The organism is uncultured Microbulbifer sp., from assembly GCF_947504145.1.
Taxonomy (GTDB): Bacteria; Pseudomonadota; Gammaproteobacteria; order Pseudomonadales; family Cellvibrionaceae; genus Microbulbifer.
In genome coordinates this window covers 75863-94297 of the sequence record NZ_CANNGQ010000005.1, presented here as the reverse complement: position 1 = coordinate 94297, position 18435 = coordinate 75863, and the positions used below count along the sequence as shown (strand labels likewise).

The 18435-nt window shown below is 57.2% G+C and carries 17 protein-coding genes; 11 read left to right on the top strand and 6 right to left on the bottom strand.

Translation table 11 applies throughout. From position 1 onward, the window contains the following. Positions 1 to 282 precede the first annotated feature (282 nt). Positions 283 to 708: a hypothetical protein gene (locus Q1A74_RS16155; RefSeq protein ID WP_299598661.1), complete on the top strand. Its 426-nt coding sequence runs from the start codon at positions 283 to 285 to the stop codon at positions 706 to 708. A gap of 124 nt (positions 709 to 832) precedes the next feature. On the opposite strand, the gene Q1A74_RS16150 is transcribed toward Q1A74_RS16155, so the two are convergent. Together Q1A74_RS16150 and Q1A74_RS16145 are read right to left on the bottom strand one after the other, a co-directional pair. Then, positions 833 to 1513 (bottom strand): hypothetical protein, encoded by a 681-nt coding sequence (locus Q1A74_RS16150; RefSeq protein WP_299598657.1) that lies wholly within the window; start codon positions 1511 to 1513, stop codon positions 833 to 835. Between the two features lie 277 nt (positions 1514 to 1790). After that, entirely contained in the window at positions 1791 to 2057 is a 267-nt protein-coding gene (locus Q1A74_RS16145) for a hypothetical protein (RefSeq protein ID WP_299598652.1), read from the bottom strand. 196 nt (positions 2058 to 2253) lie between these two features. On the opposite strand from Q1A74_RS16145, the gene Q1A74_RS16140 reads away from it, so the two are divergent. Further along, complete coding sequence (locus tag Q1A74_RS16140) at positions 2254 to 3252, top strand: rhodanese-related sulfurtransferase (RefSeq protein WP_299598648.1); 999 nt, start codon at positions 2254 to 2256, stop codon at positions 3250 to 3252. A gap of 32 nt (positions 3253 to 3284) precedes the next feature. On the opposite strand, the gene Q1A74_RS16135 is transcribed toward Q1A74_RS16140, so the two are convergent. The 3 genes from Q1A74_RS16135 to apbC all read right to left on the bottom strand — a co-directional run bounded on the left by Q1A74_RS16135 (position 3285) and on the right by apbC (position 5712). Then, the gene (locus Q1A74_RS16135; protein WP_299598643.1) at positions 3285 to 3623 is read right to left on the bottom strand and encodes a hypothetical protein; all 339 of its coding nucleotides are present in this window, start codon (positions 3621 to 3623) and stop codon (positions 3285 to 3287) included. Positions 3624 to 4117: 494 nt separating this feature from the next. Beyond that, positions 4118 to 4507 (bottom strand): hypothetical protein, encoded by a 390-nt coding sequence (locus tag Q1A74_RS16130; protein ID WP_299598637.1) that lies wholly within the window; start codon positions 4505 to 4507, stop codon positions 4118 to 4120. A gap of 26 nt (positions 4508 to 4533) precedes the next feature. Next, the gene (gene apbC, locus Q1A74_RS16125; protein WP_299598633.1) at positions 4534 to 5712 is read right to left on the bottom strand and encodes an iron-sulfur cluster carrier protein ApbC; all 1179 of its coding nucleotides are present in this window, start codon (positions 5710 to 5712) and stop codon (positions 4534 to 4536) included. Positions 5713 to 5916: 204 nt separating this feature from the next. Between apbC and metG the strand changes: the two genes are divergently transcribed. The 6 genes from metG (at position 5917) to Q1A74_RS16095 (ending at position 13201) form a co-directional block, all read left to right on the top strand. Beyond that, positions 5917 to 7968, top strand: coding sequence for a methionine--tRNA ligase (metG, locus tag Q1A74_RS16120; protein ID WP_299598630.1), 2052 nt, complete (start codon positions 5917 to 5919; stop codon positions 7966 to 7968). A 163-nt stretch (positions 7969 to 8131) separates the two neighbouring features. After that, complete coding sequence (locus Q1A74_RS16115) at positions 8132 to 9064, top strand: D-2-hydroxyacid dehydrogenase (RefSeq protein WP_299598624.1); 933 nt, start codon at positions 8132 to 8134, stop codon at positions 9062 to 9064. Positions 9065 to 9202: 138 nt separating this feature from the next. Next, positions 9203 to 11794 (top strand): zinc-dependent metalloprotease, encoded by a 2592-nt coding sequence (locus Q1A74_RS16110; RefSeq protein ID WP_299598619.1) that lies wholly within the window; start codon positions 9203 to 9205, stop codon positions 11792 to 11794. A gap of 251 nt (positions 11795 to 12045) precedes the next feature. Further along, a complete protein-coding gene (locus Q1A74_RS16105; protein ID WP_299598615.1) occupies positions 12046 to 12336 on the top strand; it encodes a hypothetical protein in 291 nt (96 codons plus the stop codon). Between the two features lie 72 nt (positions 12337 to 12408). Beyond that, entirely contained in the window at positions 12409 to 12990 is a 582-nt protein-coding gene (locus Q1A74_RS16100; protein ID WP_299598610.1) for a hypothetical protein, read from the top strand. Continuing rightward, positions 12959 to 13201 (top strand): hypothetical protein, encoded by a 243-nt coding sequence (locus Q1A74_RS16095; protein ID WP_299598605.1) that lies wholly within the window; start codon positions 12959 to 12961, stop codon positions 13199 to 13201. Before Q1A74_RS16100 ends, Q1A74_RS16095 begins: the two co-directional genes overlap by 32 nt. A 9-nt stretch (positions 13202 to 13210) precedes the next feature. Here the strand turns inward: Q1A74_RS16095 and Q1A74_RS16090 are convergent, their stop codons facing one another. After that, positions 13211 to 14557 carry a nitrate- and nitrite sensing domain-containing protein gene (locus Q1A74_RS16090; RefSeq protein WP_299598602.1) on the bottom strand — a complete coding sequence of 449 codons (1347 nt, stop codon included), beginning with the start codon at positions 14555 to 14557 and terminating at the stop codon, positions 13211 to 13213. 518 nt (positions 14558 to 15075) lie between these two features. Between Q1A74_RS16090 and Q1A74_RS16085 the strand changes: the two genes are divergently transcribed. The 3 genes from Q1A74_RS16085 to cynS all read left to right on the top strand — a co-directional run bounded on the left by Q1A74_RS16085 (position 15076) and on the right by cynS (position 18412). Continuing rightward, on the top strand, positions 15076 to 15924 hold the full coding sequence (locus Q1A74_RS16085; RefSeq protein ID WP_299598599.1) for a formate/nitrite transporter family protein: 849 nt from the start codon (positions 15076 to 15078) through the stop codon (positions 15922 to 15924). A 213-nt stretch (positions 15925 to 16137) separates the two neighbouring features. Beyond that, on the top strand, positions 16138 to 17889 hold the full coding sequence (locus Q1A74_RS16080; protein ID WP_299598596.1) for a bifunctional protein-serine/threonine kinase/phosphatase: 1752 nt from the start codon (positions 16138 to 16140) through the stop codon (positions 17887 to 17889). 73 nt (positions 17890 to 17962) lie between these two features. After that, positions 17963 to 18412 carry a cyanase gene (gene cynS, locus Q1A74_RS16075; protein ID WP_299598593.1) on the top strand — a complete coding sequence of 150 codons (450 nt, stop codon included), beginning with the start codon at positions 17963 to 17965 and terminating at the stop codon, positions 18410 to 18412. Positions 18413 to 18435: the final 23 nt, after the last annotated feature.

Sequence of the window (18435 nt, the reverse complement as noted above, 5' to 3'; positions counted from 1 at the left end):
TAATAGACAACGGGTCATTGTGCCCTGCACTGTCATCATCCGGTCACAAACGGGAAAATCACCCAAATATCACTAGATAAGCGCCATATTTGGCTCATCATCGAAGTCGAACGAAAACCCTGTACGGGAATCCGGCGGCGATACCAGAAAGATTGATTCCGTCCCGTGGACGTTTAATATGACCTTCCCTGATCAAACATTGATCACTTATTACGAAATCAACTTGGAGGCCACACAGACAGAACGAGTCTGTGACTAAAGCGCTTTCGGAGGTACTGAAATATGCGACAGAGTCTTAAAAAGTACGCGATCGTACTCGCAGCATCACTCTCGGCACTGGCCGGTGGAGACGCCTTTGCCGCTATCAAGGAGTCCACCGACAAGAAAAAGAAGTCCATGACGGTCGTCGCAACGGCTTACAACTCGGTGAAAGGCCAGACCGATGACGACCCCTGGACTGCGGCCTGGAACAACCGTCTGCGCCCCGGTGACAAGATCATCGCTGTTTCCCGCGATCTGGAGAAACACGGCCTGACTAACGGCGCCAAGGTTCGTATTGAAGGTCTGCCCGGTACCTATACCGTGCGCGACCGTATGAATAAGCGCTTCACCAAACGCATTGACGTGTGGATGGAAAAGGACATCAAGAAAGCACGCCAGTGGGGTAAAAAAGAACTGAAAATCATCTGGGATCACAAGAAAAAGTAACCAGAGCATGACAACTAGCACGCAATAGCTAGCAGGCAACAGAAAGTGCACAGGGCTTTGCCAGCGCTGCTTTCAAACAAAACCCCGCACTGCGGGGTTTTGTTTTTGTGCCGCCGCAAATTGTTCAGGGCTCGGTGGTTACTTCCACCCCCTTCAGCTCCCGGCAACCTTCATTTTCGATATAGGGAATACTCGGCTGCTGAGCCTGGTTGTACCGGTGCTCAACGCCTTCATCCCGGAACACCAGTAAATATTCTTCTTTTGCCCATCCCTTTTCCGTGCGGTATTCGCTCAGCCACAACAACGCGGGCGAACTCTCATGGCAGTTGCCGTAAAACATGCGGGTTTTCTCCACCAGCTCTTTGGTGAGGTAATCCCGGTATTTTCCCGGATAGGTGAACCGCTCGCCGGACAGATCGATGTCTGCCACTCCGTCCTCGCTCCCTTCCATTTCCACCTGGGAGCGGTCTCGCCGCGCTGCGGCACTCTCCGCGGAATCACCTTGTTCGAGGCGTGCAAATTCCTCCGGCTCGGGAGGCTCATCCTGCCCCGGGCGCGCGCGCACAGGCTGACCCTGTCGGCCATCAATTTTTTCCAGGAAGATCGCGGTGTTTTCATCGCAGTCGATACAGGTGCGCCCGGCAATGATCGCGTAGCCTCTCAGCTCAGAAATCAGTTTCGCCTCGGCGAGATCCACATCGATCACCCGGTCGTCGGACAGCGTGAGTTCGATACCCGATTGCGCCGGCATCGCCGACGAAAAACACAACAGGGGGATAACGAGAACGGGAAGGAAATTTTTCATGCAGAGCAACCACACTTTATACATCTGCAAACTGTGGCGAGCCGAAGTCCGCGACAGTTGGCACCGCCAGGGCAACTTTCCTTGCTGCCCGTTGGCGGCGCCGCGATTGGGTAGTGCTGTTACACTGTCGCGATTCCCTTCTACTAATAACCATAGCAGGCCGCGGCAAACCTGCTGCAAGTGGTGTCTTTTATTTGCAATCGCTCTGGTGAATTCCGCTTGCCGGTACTAAGCGGCCCCCGCTAGACAACATACACAGGACACCCCGACCGGCGGATCAGGGCGCCTCCCAGCTGCCACTGGCTTCTACAGGCCCGATAAACGCGCCCACCCCTTCTTCCTTCAGCGCATCCAGCGCTTCCTGCAATGCCTCTTCGTCAGTGTCGAAGGCGTCCTCCCACACGGTGGTGTTGTTGTTCTCGTCGACGATCTCGAGCAACCAGGCGCCCTCGCCATCGGCGTAGATATCGATGGCGACAGTGTGGTTGCCATCGCTGAACGCGCGGCTCAGTGGGGAATCCTGGGGAGTGATGTCATCGGCCATGGGGAAAACCTCGTTGGCTACCGGGGCGGCAAGTGAAAGTGCGGTGCCCACCCCGGCAGTATATGAACCTGCAGTCAGGGGCTGCTCTCCGCTGTCGAAAAAGTGTACGACAGCTCTCAGGTTTTTCGTTAAAATGCGCGGCGATTTTTTACCGAATGCCCCGGATTTACGCTCCGGCCTGCAAAAGGACACAACAATGACCAACGCAACCGACGTCGTCGTCTGTGCGCTGTACAAATTTGTCAGCCTCGACGACTTCGAATCCCTCCGCGACCCTCTGCTCCAGACCCTGCTCGACAATGAGGTACGCGGCACCCTGCTGCTGGCCCGCGAAGGCATCAACGGCACCGTTGCTGGCAACCGCGCCGGTATCGACGCCCTGCTCACGTATCTCAAGTCCGATCCGCGCCTCGCGACCCTGGACTACAAAGAGTCCTACACCGCCGAGATGCCCTTTCTACGCAGCAAGGTCAAACTCAAGCGGGAAATCGTCACCATGGGTGTGGAGGGGATAGACCCGCGCCAGACTGTGGGTACCTACGTCAAACCACAGGACTGGAATTCGCTGATTTCCGATCCGGAAGTGTTGCTGATTGATACCCGCAACGATTACGAGTATCAGGTCGGCACCTTCGAACACGCGGTCAACCCGAACACTACCAGTTTCCGCGAGTTCCCCGAGTACGTCAAAGAGCACCTGGATCCGCAGAAGCACAAAAAGGTGGCGATGTTCTGCACCGGCGGCATCCGCTGTGAGAAATCCACTGCCTATCTGAAAGAGCAGGGATTCGACGAGGTTTACCATCTGCAGGGCGGTATTCTGAAGTATCTGGAAAACGTTCCGAAAGACGAGACCCTGTGGAAAGGCGAGTGCTTCGTGTTCGACGACCGGGTGACGGTGAACCACGATCTCGAGCGGGGCAGCTACCAGCAGTGCAACGCCTGCCGCATGCCGGTGACCGATGAGGAGATGCAGTCGGAGCTGTTCGAACAGGGCGTGAGCTGCCCCCACTGCCACGACTCGGTATCAGAGGCGGACAAGACCCGCTTCCGCGAGCGCGAGAAACAGATCCAGCTGGCAAAAGCCCGCGGTGAAGACCACCTGGGACACGACGCCAAAGCCACCACTCTGGCCCGCCGCCAACAGAAGCAGGAACTGCGCCGCCAGCAGGCGGAACAGTCTCAGGGCTCCTGACGCCCTACCCCGGCGTGTGCCGAAGTGTTCGCTTAACTGGGCACTTCGGCGCTACTGGTCAACCAGCTCATTGCTTCGGCCTCGGTCAAAAACGAATGCAGCTCCAGCCCACCATCGCGCGCGTGATTGCGCATCACCGCGGTGGTGTTGAGTTGGGCCGTATTGAGAATGGCGACACGAGCGCCTTTTAACGCCTCCAGCTGCCCCAGGTAGGTGCCATAACGCTGCTGCTCATCGTGCGTCATGGACATTTTGGTAATACGGCGTACGTCTGCGAGCACCCGCAGCGGCTTCAGGTGACCATATTTCGCCACTAACTGGCGCACCGCTTCCATTCGATTTTCATAAGTCGCCTCTCCGTATAGCAGCATTTTGACTACTCGATGCTTACTGTCATACCGGGTCTGAAAACTCATTACTGCAACTACTCCAATCCATTCTGCTGCTACTGCTTTTGTTCCTTCCGCACCCAGCGGCACATAACCCGGGCACCGATGAAACCTGCGACATCAACACCATCCTAGACCACCAGGTCATGACTAGCATAAACATCCACACTCAACTTACTTTTATGGAACCCTGTTCTCATTAAGGTGAAAACAAAGTATCGAAATGGTCTCCTTGACCACAAGAGTAACGACCGGGAAACGACAAGGCCGGAAGGCGCCGACGGCCTTACCAGGAAGGAAGCATGCATTTGTCACTCCAATTCTGACCCAAGCGTACCAATTACGCCTAATGCTTCGCGGGAAACTGGCGCCAAAAACCTTGGGTAGCAAAAAGCGGTGAGGAGAGTAGAGGTATGCCGGAAGAGCAGGTGCCGGCCAGAGAAGGCGTAGCACCGCGATGAGAGGTAGCGGAGAAGTCAGTGAGCACCCTCATCGTCTGAGCCGGAAGTAGTGAGCCACTCCAGCGCAGCATGCTCAGTGACAAACTCCAGAATCCGCATCCCTTCCGCCTGGGCCGCGCTGTCGATGACCACATTGGCATTGCGATCAGGGGCGTGCAGTACCGCCACATGACCGTGGCTGGTGCCCGGCTGGCGGGCAACAAAGGTGCCGAAATACTGGCGCTCATCCACCGAGAGAACCAGGTCCGCACGGCGCACATCCACCAGAATCATCAGCGGGTGCAGGTGGCCGTACTTCTCGCCCACCTGACGGGCGGACGCGAGCTTTTCGTCGAGATCCACACGGTCAAAATAGACGATGGTGACGATGCGGGTTTCGGGACTGAAACGTATCTGAAAACTCAACGATCCTTCTCCTGGGCGGCTTCCGGTCAGCCAAGTTCAATTTCCGGCAACTCATCGTCGCCAGCGAGCCACACCTGCGCGGCCGCTTTGCGCGCGATGTCTTTATACAGGGCCGACACATCCCCGCTGGGGTCTGCGGCCACCGTCGGGCTGCCGCTGTCGGCCTGCTCACGGATCGACATCGCCAGGGGCAGCTGCCCCAGCAGGCGAGTGTCGTATTCCGCCGCCATTCTGTCACCGCCACCAGCACCGAAGACTGGCTCGCGGTGGCCACAGCTGGAGCAGGTGTGCAGGGCCATGTTTTCCACAATGCCCAGTACCGGTACCGATACCTTGCGGAACATCTCCACGCCTTTGATCGCGTCCACCAGCGCCAGATCCTGCGGCGTGGTCACGATCACTGCACCCGCCAGCACCACCTTCTGCGACAGCGTCAACTGGATATCCCCGGTACCCGGGGGCATATCCACCACGAGATAGTCCAGGTGGCCATCTTCAGCGCCTTCCCCCCACAGGGTTTGGGTCAGCATCTGGTTGAGTGCGCCACTGGCCATGGGCCCGCGCCAGACCGCTGGGGTGTCCTCTGTCAGGAGGTAGCCCAGCGACATGGTGGCGATCCCCTGCGCCGGTATCGGCACAAAAAACTTGCCGCTTTTCACCTCGGGTCGCAGCCCCTCGGTACCGAGCATGGTCGGCAGGCTGGGCCCGTAGATGTCGGCATCCAGCAGACCCACCGAGGCGCCCTCCGCGGCCAGTGCCAGCGCCAGGTTCACCGCGGTAGTGGATTTCCCCACACCGCCCTTACCGGAGGCCACAGCGATGATGTTTTTCACCGCACGCAAAGAGTCTGGCACCTCACCACTATCAGTACGCCCGATATCAAAAAACAGATCACTCTGTATTTCCGCCCCCTGCAGGGGACCATCGGCCAATAGAGGCTCACAGGCGGTGCGGATACGCTGCGCCCAGGCGCCCTGCTGGCTGGCACAGGGATAGCCCAGGGTCACACCGGTGTACACACGGCCCTCATCGAGCCCCACCTCAATATCCGCTTCCAGTTGATCCAGTGGCAAACCGGTGGCCGGGTCTTCCAGCGCACCGATGACTTCGGCAACGCGCTCCAGCTGGGCCTGGACGTCGGCAGGAATATCTTCGTGGCTGTGGTCATGACAGTCGTCGTGGCTATGGTCGTGATGGTCGGTCACACTGCGATCCTCGCTGGAGCTCAAATTCGGTCGGCATTGTGGGCAAGGTCTGCGGCCAACACAAGACTAGCCTTACCCCGCCGCGGGTGCCTTGCAGAGCCCATTTCTGCTATATTCCGCGCTCTTTTCCCGCCGCCCGGATACCGCGCGCGGCCGCACCAGATTTACCAGGACAATCCAGTCTCGCAGCTTTTGGAACCAACGATGTCTCAGACTCGCACCCAGCCCAGAAACATCCTCGTCACCAGTGCCCTGCCCTACGCCAACGGCTCCCTGCACCTGGGGCATATCCTCGAGTACATCCAGACCGATATCTGGGCCCGCTTCCAGCGCGCCCAGGGCAACCACTGCCTGTACATGTGTGCCGACGATGCCCACGGCACCGCGATCATGCTCAAGGCAGAGCAGCTGGGACTGACGCCAGAACAGCACATCGCCAATATGCAATCGGAGCACGAGCGGGACTTCAACGATTTCCTGATCGGGGTGGATAACTATCACTCCACCCACTCGGATGAGAACCGCGAACTGTCGGCCATGATCTACAAGCGCCTGCGCGAAAATGGCCATATCGCCTCGCGCACCATTACCCAGGCGTTTGATCCGGAAAAAGAACTGTTTCTGGCGGACCGCTACATCAAGGGCACCTGCCCGAAATGTAAAACGGAAGATCAGTACGGCGATAACTGCGAAGCCTGCGGCGCAACCTATAGCCCCACCGAGCTGATCAACCCGGTATCCGCCATCTCCGGTGCCACCCCGGTAGAAAAAGAGTCCGAGCATTTCTTTTTTACCCTGCCGGCCTTTACCGATTTTCTGAAGCAGTGGACTCGCTCCGGCACCCTGCAGAGCGAAGTGGCCAACAAGCTTTCCGAGTGGCTGGACGACGGCCTGCAGGAGTGGGATATCTCCCGCGATGCCCCCTACTTCGGTTTCGAAATTCCCGACGCCCCGGGCAAATACTTCTACGTATGGCTGGACGCACCTATCGGCTATATGGCCAGCCTGAAAAACTACTGTGACAAGAACGGTGACGGGGACAGCCTGAATTGGCTGGACTACTGGAAAAAAGACAGCACTGCCGAGGTGTATCACTTTATCGGCAAAGACATCGTCAACTTCCACGCGCTGTTCTGGCCGGCGATGCTGGACTCTGCCGATTTCCGCACGCCTACCAAGGTGTGTGTGCACGGCTTCCTCACGGTCAACGGCAAGAAGATGTCCAAGTCCCGCGGCACGTTTATCAATGCGCGCAATTACCTGGACCACCTGAACCCGGAGTACCTGCGTTATTACTTCGCAGCCAAACTGACCGGCGGTGTAGACGACCTGGACCTCAACCTCGATGACTTTATCGCCAAGGTAAACTCCGACCTGGTGGGCAAGGTGGTAAATATCGCCTCCCGTACTGCCAAGTTTGTGAGCAAGTCTGGCGGTGTACTGGCTGCCGACCTCGCTGACGAACAACTGTGGAACCAGTTTGTGGAAGCGGCCCCGCGCATCACCGATTTTTGCGAAGCCCGTGAATACAGCCGCGCTATCCGCGAGATCATGGCCTTGGCCGATGCCGCCAATGCCTGGATTGCAGAGAAGGCCCCCTGGTCGTTGGCCAAGGAAGAAGGCAAGGAACAGGAAGTCCTGGCGATCTGCTCCCAGGGCGTGAACATGTTCCGTGCACTGATGACCTGGCTGGCGCCGGTACTACCGGAAACGGCTAAAAAAGCCGAGGAATTCCTCGGCGTTACCCTGGACTGGAACGCGGCCACCACGCCGCTCGCTGGCCACACCATCAACAAATTCAAGCCGTTGATGCAGCGTATTGAGAAAACCCAGGTAGAAGCCATGCAGGAAGCGGCAAAGGAATCTCTGGCGCAACTGCAGGCGGAAACCAAAACGGTCACTGGCCCACTGGCGGACGATCCGCTGGCGGAGCAGATTCAGTTTGATGATTTTGCCAAGGTGGATCTGCGTATCGCATTGATTGCCAATGCGGAGCATGTGGAAGGCGCAGGCAAGTTGCTGCGCCTGACTTTAGATCTGGGCGGCGAAACTCGCAATGTATTTGCGGGGATCAAGAGCGCTTACAGCCCGGAAGATTTGATCGGCAAGCATACAGTGATGGTCGCCAACCTGGCGCCGCGCAAGATGCGTTTTGGAGTGAGTGAAGGCATGGTATTGGCTGCCGGCCCCGGCGGTAAAGACATCTGGATTCTGGAACCCCACCAGGGCGCGCAACCGGGCATGCGGGTAATGTAATACGCGTTACCCGGTACGCGGAGCTACCCATACGCTCAGGAACGATTTCCGGGCGGCCCTCAGGGGCAGTTTTCTGCTCCACAACCTGGCCGGCAATCGTTCCGCAGAAAACAGCCCCTGAGGGCCTTCTCGGCGAGTTTGATGATTCAAAAGGAGATGACAGGTGCGCGGTGTATTTCTGGATGCGATGACCATGAAATTGGACGAGCTGGACACTGCCGCTCTGGATAAGTCCCTCGACCAGTGGGATTTTTTCGAGACAACCTCAGCGGAAAAGACCGCCGAACGCATCAAAAACGCCGACGTTGTCGTCACCAATAAAGTGGTGCTCGATCGCGCGCTGATCGAGAACGCCCCCAATCTAAAACTCATCTGTGTCTGCGCCACCGGCACCAACAATGTCGATCTGGATGCTGCCGCCGAAAGAAATATTCGGGTCAAAAATGTCACCGGTTATACCGGCACTTCCCTCGCGCAACATACCCTCGCGCTGATTCTCGCCCTGGCCACCCGCTGGCAACAGTACAGTAAAGATGTGAAGGACGGCCGCTGGAGCCAGTCGCCGATTTTCTGTCGGCTGGATTATCCGGTTATGGAGCTGGCAGAAAAGAAGCTCGGCATCATCGGCTACGGTGATCTGGGACAGAAAGTGGCGCGGCTCGGTGAAGCACTGGGTATGGAAGTGCTCGTCGCCGACTCCTTCACCGGTGAACAAAAGCCAGGCCGTGTGCCGCTGGATCATCTGCTGGCGGAATCCGATGTCATCAGCCTGCACTGCCCGCTTACCCAGCAGACCAATCAACTGGTTGACCGCAATTTTCTCACGGCCATGAAAAACTCCGCGTTTCTGATCAACACGGCGCGCGGTGGTCTGGTAGACGAAATTGCGCTGGCCACTGCACTGAAAGATCGACAGATCGCCGGCGCAGCGCTGGATGTACTCAGCGTAGAGCCGCCTCCCGCTGATCACCCACTGCTGGCTGCGGACATCCCCAATCTCATCATCACCCCCCACAATGCCTGGATCAGCCGCGAGAGCCGTCAGCGACTGCTCGACGGCGTCGTCGACAACATCACCCGCTATTCTCAGTCATAGCTCGGCTGAGAACCCCAAAAGCGGTGGCGCGCTGGTCTCTCTTATAAAAATTTGGTTTACTCAGTCGGTCAACAGGAAGATGTACGGCTGTTTGAACCCCTGTTATGACAGCCCACACACAATAAAAGGACTTTCCTCATGGCCAGGTTTTCCATCGCGGCCAGGCTGATTTCTGCCGCCGCCATTTCACTCTTTATTACCGCCTGTAGCGACTCTTCAACAACGGAGTCTGAGAAAACCGCAGACAACGGTATCAAATCTGTCGCTGAAATCACCAAAGGCACCTCGCACACAGCCGGTCTCTTCGATCTGTATCAGGACGAGAAATCGGGCACTGTCTACCTGAAACTCGAGGCAGATCAGCTCGGAAAAAACATCATCCACCATATGCAGGTGAGCAACGGAATTCCCGGGCAGAATATTTTCCACGTGATGGGTATGTATTTTGAACCGCGGGTACTGCGCTTTGAGCGCTATTTCGACAAAATCCATGTGCGACAGGAAAATACGATTTTCACCTTCGACAAGGAGAATCCCGTTAGTCGCGCCAGCCACGCCAATATCAATCGCCCGCTGCTGGCTGCGCTGAATATCGCCGCGGAAGACAAGGTCAGCGGGGCCATACTGGTCAATGTAGACAAGCTGTTTCTCAACGAATCGTTGCGGCAACTCAAGCCCTCCCCGAATCCGGAAGAAAAGCCCGGGCAGCGACTCGGGCTCGGCAAGCTCAACGAAGACAAAACCCGATTTATCGGGCTGCACAATTACCCGCAGAATACGGATCTGGAAATCGAGTATGTATACGATAATCCAGAGCCGGTACTGCCAAAGGAATTCGGCACGGATATCAAAGATTATGCCCTGGGCGACGAGCGGAGCCTGGCGTTCAGCATCCGACATATCCTGGTACAGGCACCCAACAATGACTTTGTGCCACGCCGCGACGACCCACGCCTCGGTTATTTCACTAGCCTCCGCCAGGTAATGACTTCTGACAGCGCCGCGCCCTACGGCGACGTGATCAACCGCTGGCACCTGGTAAAGAAAAATCCAATGGCAGAGGTATCGGAGCCTGTCGAGCCCATTGTGTGGTGGATCGAAAACACCACGCCACTGGAATACCGGGACACTATTCGCGATGCAACCCTGGCATGGAATGCCGCCTTCGAGCAGGCGGGATTCCAAAACGCGATACAGGTGAAGGTACAGCCGGACGACGCAGACTGGGAAGCGGGGGATCTGCGCTATAACGTATTGCGCTGGACGGCTTCACCGCAGCCGGCGTTCAGCGGACTGGGGCCATCCCTTGCCAATCCGCTCACCGGCCAGATATTGGGCGCGGATATCATGCTGGAACTCGCGGGTATTCAACGCCGCGCCAAACTGCCGGAAATATTCAATGTACCGACCGGTTCGAACACCCATACTGCGGACCATCAGCACTTCAGCCACGCGCCACTCTATATAGGGAGCACCTTCGGGCTCGCATCACTGGATGCCATGGGTGCGGAGCTTGAAACCACCAACCGCTTTATCAAAGAATTCCTCTACTTCCTGATACTCCACGAGGTGGGCCACACCCTCGGGCTGAATCACAATTTTGCCGCAAGCCAGCACCAACCACTGGCGTCGGTGTTTGACCGCGAGCACACCCTGTCGGAAGGACTGACCGGCTCGGTGATGGATTACCCCGCGCCCAACCTGTCCCCCAACCCGGAACTGCACAGCCAGTTTTACGACGTGGCCCCCGGGGCGTATGACCGCTGGGCGATCGAGTACGGCTACTCACCAGCGGTTGTGGAGCCCGACGAAGAAGAACAGCGGCTCAGCAATATCCTGGCCCGCTCGACCGATCCCGCACTGGTATTTGGTAACGACGCCGATGACATGCGCAGACCGGGTGCCGGCATCGATCCTCGGATCATGATTGAAGATATGAGCAGCGATGCTATTGGCTACGCGCAGCAACAGTTCGAGCACAGCCAGCGCATTCTGCACACCATGCAGGAACGGATGCTCACCCAGGGCGAGTCTCGCCAGGAACTGGCCAATGCGGCCAGCTCTGCGCTGCATTACTACGGGCGAGCGGCACAGACGGTGTCCCGCTATGTAGGCGGGGTCATGGTCGACCGCTCCATGGTTGGCCAGGAAGGTGCGCACAAGCCGTTTCGCCCGGTTTCGACCGAGCAACAGAAGCGCGCTATGGACGTGCTCGAGCAATACGTGTTCGCTCCGCAGTCTCTCGAAGTCCCGTCTTCTCTGATTCAGGAGCTTCAGCAGCAGCGCCGCTGGTTCTTCTTCTACGGCAAAACCGAAGATCCGAAAGTTCACGATATGGTGCTGAATTTGCAGAAATCCGTACTGGATCACCTGCTCAACCCGGTGGTGCTCAAGCGTATCCAGGACTCGTCCCTTTACGGCAATGAATACTCGATGACCGACCTGTACGCGGATCTGAATCTTGCGATTTTCTCAGCAGACGCAACCGGCAACGTGGATTCGTTCCGCCAGAATCTGCAACGCGAGTATGTAAACCGACTGATCAAACTGTCCCAGCCCACAGCGGATGATGCCCGTCAGCAGCAGGCGCAAGCGCTGGCCAGATACTCTCTCAAACAGATCGACCGCCAGCTCAAGACCGCGGGAAATGACCCGGTGTCGCAGGCGCACAAGGAGTATATCCAGTTTGTCATTCGCGAGGCGCTGAACCCCCATGACGCCAACGGGTAAAAACCTCAGAGGAAAATCTCCGTCTGTCCGCGATCTTCTGAGCGCGACATGAAAACAGTTCGGCCCCTGATTTATGGGGCCGGATTTCCTTCCTCCCCCGCAGTGCCGCAAAATTGTTCCACCCACATATACGGTTTTGCATAAGCCCATCACGGTTAATACCGATTACTTGTATTAACGATTTTCCACTGTGGTTTTCTGCCGCGCCTTCTTACCATTCCCGCTCACCCTGACTATCGGAGGAGAGCGTCATGGCAACTGCAAAAGCCCCTAACAGTGGTACGCATTCGACTCGTGAAAAGTTGAACAAGGCCTATCACCTGGCCGGTGAAGCCGCCCACGATACTGCCGAAAATGTAAAGGCGCGCGCGCATGAGACGGCAGAAACCGTCAAGGCTCGCACCCGTGCTTCCATGGACAAGAGTAAGGAGCGGGCACACGATGTGCAGGTGAAGGCAGAAAACTCCATCAAGGCACATCCTCTGGTCAGTGTTGGCTGCGCATTTGCTGCCGGCTGGTTGATCGCGAAAATTCTGAAATAACTCCTGTCCTGAGCAGGCGATACTTCAGCGATTTACGCAAATCGTTTTACTGACGAGTGTGGGGACTTGTGAATGACCGGATCGGACAAACCGGAAAAGAACAGGGGCGGCATCGACACCAATGGCAATGCCAACCCTGACGAATACCGCGAATCCCCACAACCGGCTGCAGACCACCGCAGCCGGGATTCCTATTCGGAAAAAGGCTATGCAGACGATCGCTCGGCTGGCGGCGGTGCGGAATCCGACGCAGAACCGGAACTGAAATCCGAGATCGACGCACTGATGCAACGTGCCGAGGCCACCATGACTCTGGCCACCGCCTGGTCGGAAAATTTTACTCGCCTGGTGCATCTTGAATTCCAGCGCACCCTCGGCGCGGGGAAGCGTATCGTCGTTTTCGCCCTGCTGCTTTTTTTCTTCGCTATCGCACTGGCGATAAGCCTGTGCGCGGGCTTGGGGTTACTCGGCTACTACTTCACCCAGTCGGTCTATATCGGCTTTGGGATTTTTCTGGTTTCACAGTTTCTGATTGCAGCCGGGTTGCTGTTGTCCATTAACGGACTGCGCAAATTACTCGGCTTTGAAGAATCCAAAAAACAGGCAAGAGAGGCGCTCAACGATGTCACTGCGCTCTTTAAGCAGACAGATTGAAACCTGCCAGCAGGACCTGGAACTGCAACGCCGCAGTGCCGTCAGTCTGCTGGTGCAGCAGCGTGCGCAAGCGCTGACACAATCACGCAAGATTCCCCTGCCGGTGGCGATGGGTGTGGCCTTTGCCGGTGGCTTTGTGCTGCAGCGTTTTTTCAATACCCCGACACCGCATACACTGATGAACTGGTATCTCACCCTGAGGGCATTTTAGCCGCGCTCTCTAGCTCCGGGCTTCCGGTGCGGAGCGCGGATTATCGCCGCCACTGACCGTAGCATTCCGCTGGTTACCAATTTCGATAATCTTTGCGGCCACATCCGCCAGTTTCAGATTCATTTCCATGGCCCGCTGTTGCATGGTGCGATAGGCATCGTCCTCACTCAGCCGCAGGCTGCGCATCAGCACACCTTTGGCGCGCTCGATCAGTTTGCGTTCGGTCAACGCCCGGCGGGTTTCTTCCAGCTCTTCACTGACGCGGTGGATATGTGCCACCTGTGAGCGGATCAGGTCGTACAGGGAGTGTGCCAGGTTCTGCCCGTGCAGTGCCGGTACTCCGGTGGAGGATCCGCGGCCATAAAGCCCCGGAACCTCGGGGTCGAACAATACCGCCAGCGCGGGCATACGGCTCCAGTCGGTGGATTTCATTTTCTGCAGTTGTGCGTAGTGGTGCCCCAGTTCCGATTGCGCATCCGACACCCGTTTCCGGCTCACCTTCAACAGACGTGCGGCCATGGCATCTTCCAGCCTATGCATGGCGTCGATACGGGCAGTGGCCAGCTGATACCACACCTCACTGACTTCCGCAGCAATGGGTTCACCATTTTTCAGGCCGGCAATGACTCGACGCAGACGATTGAGGTCCCGGGTTTCCTCGCTGTCTTCAATGGCCTGCCAGCGAGCCTGTTCGGTATCTCCGGCAAACTCCTGAAATATCTCCAGACTGCGCCGCTGACAATCCTGCAATTGCTGTAAACGCTCGTGCAGAGTTTCGTCAAAGTGGCTGCCAGCAAATCCGATCGCCCCCCAGGCCCGCTCCTGTCCAGAAAATTCCTTCGCCTGCATGAAATTGAACAGGGCCACCAGCAACCGCGTCACCTCCGGATCATCCGCCACATCTGCGGCTTCAAACACCACGGACAAGAGCCCGGCGATCAGGCGGCAGAAAGCATCGGTAGACTGCAGTGCGCTGACCTCAAAGACATCCACGTGCCGGCGCAGCTCTTCCAGCTCGTCGAGTCCGTGCAGGGAATAGGCAATGCTGTTCAACAGCCGCATATCCCGCGGATTCGTACACCGCCCCTCCTGCAGGTAGTGGTCGTGCAACAGTTGGCGAAAAGAATCGGCGCTCCGGCTGCCAGCCGCCATCTGCTCTGTGCGCAACCCGGAAAATCGCTGCCCGGATGAAACCAGGTAGATATTGCTGATCCCACGTTCTCGCTGCAGCTGGTGTACCAGGTCGGAAACCGTGGTTACCAGTTCGCAGCTGTTCGCCAGCCGCTCCAGCGCCTGGATTTCCGATCGCTTTGCAGCGAGCAGGAATTTTTCTGCATCTTCACTGTGGTTTGGCATAGCGGCGCTTCCCGGCAAAGAGTGATAGAGACCGTTTCAAAGGCTCTTACTATTCCCGAGCAATAAGTATTCCAGCCGTGCCTCCCACACATTTTTCACACGCCGCGCGCTTTGCTCAGCGCTGCACACTCAGGCTGCACACGCACCAAAATCGCGCATCGCAACGAATTTGTCGCGGTATTTGGCGCCACAGGCCAGAGGCAACCGCCTCCGCTTCGCATTCCCACGGGTTATTCGCCCGCAAAGTAAAGTTGGCACCTAGATTGCTAACTATTCAGGTGTAGGTTTCTTGCGCGGGGGTTGCGTGAGAGCCACTGGGCCCAGTAAGGCCCGCAACAATCAGAACACTCTGGATAAAGGCGTCCTTCACTTTCCGGCTTCGGCTGGAGTGTGTGGGCGCCTTTTTTTGTGCGTCGGAATAATGCGCTAGCGACACAGCGACCGGGCACAAGTAGCAACTATCCAGCACCGAAATCACAGTTGGACAAACGGTCCCAAAACCAAAAAAGGTGATAGCTATGGCTTATCTCGTTCCCAATGAATTCGTGACCAAGATGGTCGACGCGGGGGAATCCAAAATATTTATGTCGACCCGCGATACCCTGGTGCGGGCCTATATGGCCGGCGCCATCCTCGCACTTGCGGCGGTATTTGCGGTGACCGTAGGGGTCGCCACCGGCTCCCACCTGGTTGGCTCCATCCTGTTCCCGGTAGGCTTCTGCATGCTGTACCTGATGGGATTCGACTTGCTCACCGGTGTGTTTGTTCTTTGCCCCCTGGCATGGCTCGACAGACGGCCTGGGGTCACCTGGGGCGGAATCCTGCGCAACTGGGGACTGGTGTTTCTGGGCAACTTCGGCGGCGCATTGACGGTCGCAGTGATGATGGCCTTTGTGTTTACCATGGGTTTCAACATCGAACCCGGTGCGGTGGGCGCCAAACTCTCCTCCATCGGTGAAGCGCGTACCCTGGGCTACGCGGAATACGGTGCGGCCGGTTGGTTTACCATTTTTGTACGCGGCATGCTGTGTAACTGGATGGTTTCCATGGGTGTTGTAGGCGCAATGGTTTCCACCAATGTCAGCGGCAAAGTCATTGCCATGTGGATGCCGATCATGCTGTTCTTCTTTATGGCATTCGAACACTCGGTGGTAAACATGTTCCTGTTCCCCACTGCGATCCTGATGGGCGGTGATTTCTCAGTAATGGATTACCTGATCTGGAACGAGATTCCCACTGCACTGGGCAACCTGGTTGGCGGTCTCGCCTTTACCGGTCTCACCCTCTACAGCACCCACTACAAAACCGCCCCCAAGCGTCAGCTGACGGCTGCCAGCGCCAAGTCCGGTAAAGAAGCGCTGGCCTGAAACTGAACCCAGCTCCCGAAAGTTCCACCGTCACTACCACGTTTAGTGGCGGTGTCGCTACCGGGTGGGCGATTGCGAGACACGCCGTGAACCCATCCATGGGGGCTCTTCTAAAACGTCCCTGTTTTAGAAGGTCTCGCAAGCCCCTACCCGGTATCGACACCTTCGCAACACAGTTCTGCGCACTCCTTCACGTTGAGAGCTCACAAGTAAATGACAACCCTCATCCTAGAAGCCGGCCAACATACCTGTGCGGGTTTAAAGGCAGAAAACCAGGACAGCTGTGGCGCGCATCTGCCACCGGAGCCGCAGCTGGGTCTGAAAGGTGCGGCCTTCGCCATTGCCGACGGCATCAGTTCGAGTTCCGTCAGCGCCATTGCCAGCGAAAGCGCAGTAAAAAGTTTTCTCGATGATTATTACTGCACCTCCGACGGCTGGAGTGTGCAGAACGCCGCGGAACAGGTGCTCAAGGCCAGCAACGCCTGGCTCTACGGCCAGACACAGCAGAGCCCCTACCGCTACGATAAAGACAAAGGCTATGTGTGCACGTTCAGTGCGGCCATATTCAAAGGAACGGAAGCCCATCTTTTTCACATCGGCGACTCCCGCATCTACCGCCTTCGGCGGGGGTCCCTCGAACAACTCACCCACGACCACCGGCAGTGGCTGGGCGAACAGAACAGTTACCTCAGTCGCGCGTTGGGGGTTGAACCTCAGGTCGATACCGATTACCGGCGACTGACACTGGAAGCCGGCGATGTGTTTATCTTCACCACCGACGGCGTGCACGAATCACTGTCCCAACAAGCCCTGATACAACATCTGGAACAGCGCGACGACACGCTACCCAGAAGCCTGGAAAGCATTGCCAAAACCCTGGTGGCAGAGGCCCTGGCCAATGGCAGTAACGACAATCTCACCGTGCAGCTGGTGCGCATTGCCGCACTGCCGGAAAGCACACCGGAGCTGAGCGAACAGGCCGAAAAGCTACCGCTGCCACCACTGCTGAAAACCGGTGACAACTTCGACGGCTACACCATCGAGCGCGAGATCCACGCCAGCAGCCGCAGTCACGTCTACCTCGCCATTGATGGCGACAGCAGCGCCCGTGTTGTTCTGAAAACGCCGTCTATCGATCTCTCCGACGACCCGGCCTACCTCGAACGGCTGCTGATGGAAGAGTGGATAGTGCGACGCGTCAACAGTGCACATGTAGTGCGTGCCGCGCCCACCCATCGCCAGCGCAATTACGTTTACACTGCAATGGAAGCGGTCGAAGGTCAGACCCTGCGCCAGTGGATGACAGACAATCCGGACCCAAGCCTGGAAACGGTGCGCGGCATTATCGAACAGGTGGCAAAAGGCCTGCAGGCCCTGCATCGCGCAGAAATTTTGCACCAGGATCTGCGTCCAGAAAATATCATGATCAGCAGTGCCGGTACCGTGACCCTGATTGATCTCGGTTCCGCGCGGGTCGATGGTGTTGCAGAAAGTTATATGGACAGTTCTGCGGAAAGCGGCCAGCTGATTCTCGGCACCGCCCTTTACAGCGCACCGGAATATTTTCTCGGCGACCTCGGCACACCGCGCTCAGACCTGTTTTCCCTCGCCGTGCTCACCTATCACCTGCTGTGTGGTGAATTCCCCTACGGCACCCGAGTTGCCCGCTGCACCACCGTGGCGGCGCAACACAAATTGCGCTACCGCAGCGTGCTCAGCGAATCCCTGGAAATTCCCACGTGGATCGATGCCACCCTGAGAAAGGCGCTGCAAACCAATCCACTGCGGCGCCACGACGCCCTGTCAGAATTTGTGCACGAGTTACGACATCCGAATCCGGAATACGTCAATGCCACGCGGCCGCCTTTGATGGAGCGCTACCCGGTGCGCTTCTGGCAATCCGTCAGTGGCATTTTACTGTTGGTCATTATTTATCTGCTGAGCATCATGAATAACACCAGCTGACATTTTCGTTTCCCCCCCGTCCCGATCCACAACCCCAACTCACAAATCCCAAAAAATAAACAGGAGCCACCCCATGATCAGTAACCGCGAACAAGTCACCGCAATGATCCTCTCCGCCAAAGTGCGCAAGGATCTCAAATGGAGCCAGGTGGCCGATGCTGTCGGCCAGTCCAAGGAGTGGACCACCGCTGCCTGCCTGGGACAGATGACCTTTACCAAAGACCAGGCAGCCGTGGTGGGCGAGCTGTTCGACCTCAGCGACGAAGCCACCGCGTGGCTGCAGATCGCCCCCTACAAAGGTTCACTGCCCACTGCAGTACCTACCGATCCGCTGATCTACCGCCTGTACGAACTGGTCAATGTCTACGGCACCACCATGAAAGAGCTGATCCACGAAGAGTTTGGTGATGGCATCATGAGCGCCATCGACTTTTCCATGGATATCCAGCGCGAGGAAGACCCGAAGGGCGACCGGGTGAATATGGTGCTGTCTGGCAAGTTCCTGCCGTACAAAACCTACTAAGGCCCGACGCGCTCTAACCACAC

Bases quoted from the DNA above. Each gene is read 5' to 3' on its own strand.
- Q1A74_RS16155 (WP_299598661.1), top strand. From the start codon at position 283: ATGCGACAGAGTCTTAAAAAGTACGCGATCGTACTCGCAGCATCACTC.
- Q1A74_RS16150 (WP_299598657.1), bottom strand. From the start codon at position 1,513: ATGAAAAATTTCCTTCCCGTTCTCGTTATCCCCCTGTTGTGTTTTTCG.
- Q1A74_RS16145 (WP_299598652.1), bottom strand. From the start codon at position 2,057: ATGGCCGATGACATCACTCCCCAGGATTCCCCACTGAGCCGCGCGTTC.
- Q1A74_RS16140 (WP_299598648.1), top strand. From the start codon at position 2,254: ATGACCAACGCAACCGACGTCGTCGTCTGTGCGCTGTACAAATTTGTC.
- Q1A74_RS16135 (WP_299598643.1), bottom strand. From the start codon at position 3,623: ATGCTGCTATACGGAGAGGCGACTTATGAAAATCGAATGGAAGCGGTG.
- metG (WP_299598630.1), top strand. From the start codon at position 5,917: ATGTCTCAGACTCGCACCCAGCCCAGAAACATCCTCGTCACCAGTGCC.
- Q1A74_RS16110 (WP_299598619.1), top strand. From the start codon at position 9,203: ATGGCCAGGTTTTCCATCGCGGCCAGGCTGATTTCTGCCGCCGCCATT.
- Q1A74_RS16105 (WP_299598615.1), top strand. From the start codon at position 12,046: ATGGCAACTGCAAAAGCCCCTAACAGTGGTACGCATTCGACTCGTGAA.
- Q1A74_RS16100 (WP_299598610.1), top strand. From the start codon at position 12,409: ATGACCGGATCGGACAAACCGGAAAAGAACAGGGGCGGCATCGACACC.
- Q1A74_RS16095 (WP_299598605.1), top strand. From the start codon at position 12,959: ATGTCACTGCGCTCTTTAAGCAGACAGATTGAAACCTGCCAGCAGGAC.
- Q1A74_RS16090 (WP_299598602.1), bottom strand. From the start codon at position 14,557: ATGCCAAACCACAGTGAAGATGCAGAAAAATTCCTGCTCGCTGCAAAG.
- Q1A74_RS16085 (WP_299598599.1), top strand. From the start codon at position 15,076: ATGGCTTATCTCGTTCCCAATGAATTCGTGACCAAGATGGTCGACGCG.
- Q1A74_RS16080 (WP_299598596.1), top strand. From the start codon at position 16,138: ATGACAACCCTCATCCTAGAAGCCGGCCAACATACCTGTGCGGGTTTA.
- cynS (WP_299598593.1), top strand. From the start codon at position 17,963: ATGATCAGTAACCGCGAACAAGTCACCGCAATGATCCTCTCCGCCAAA.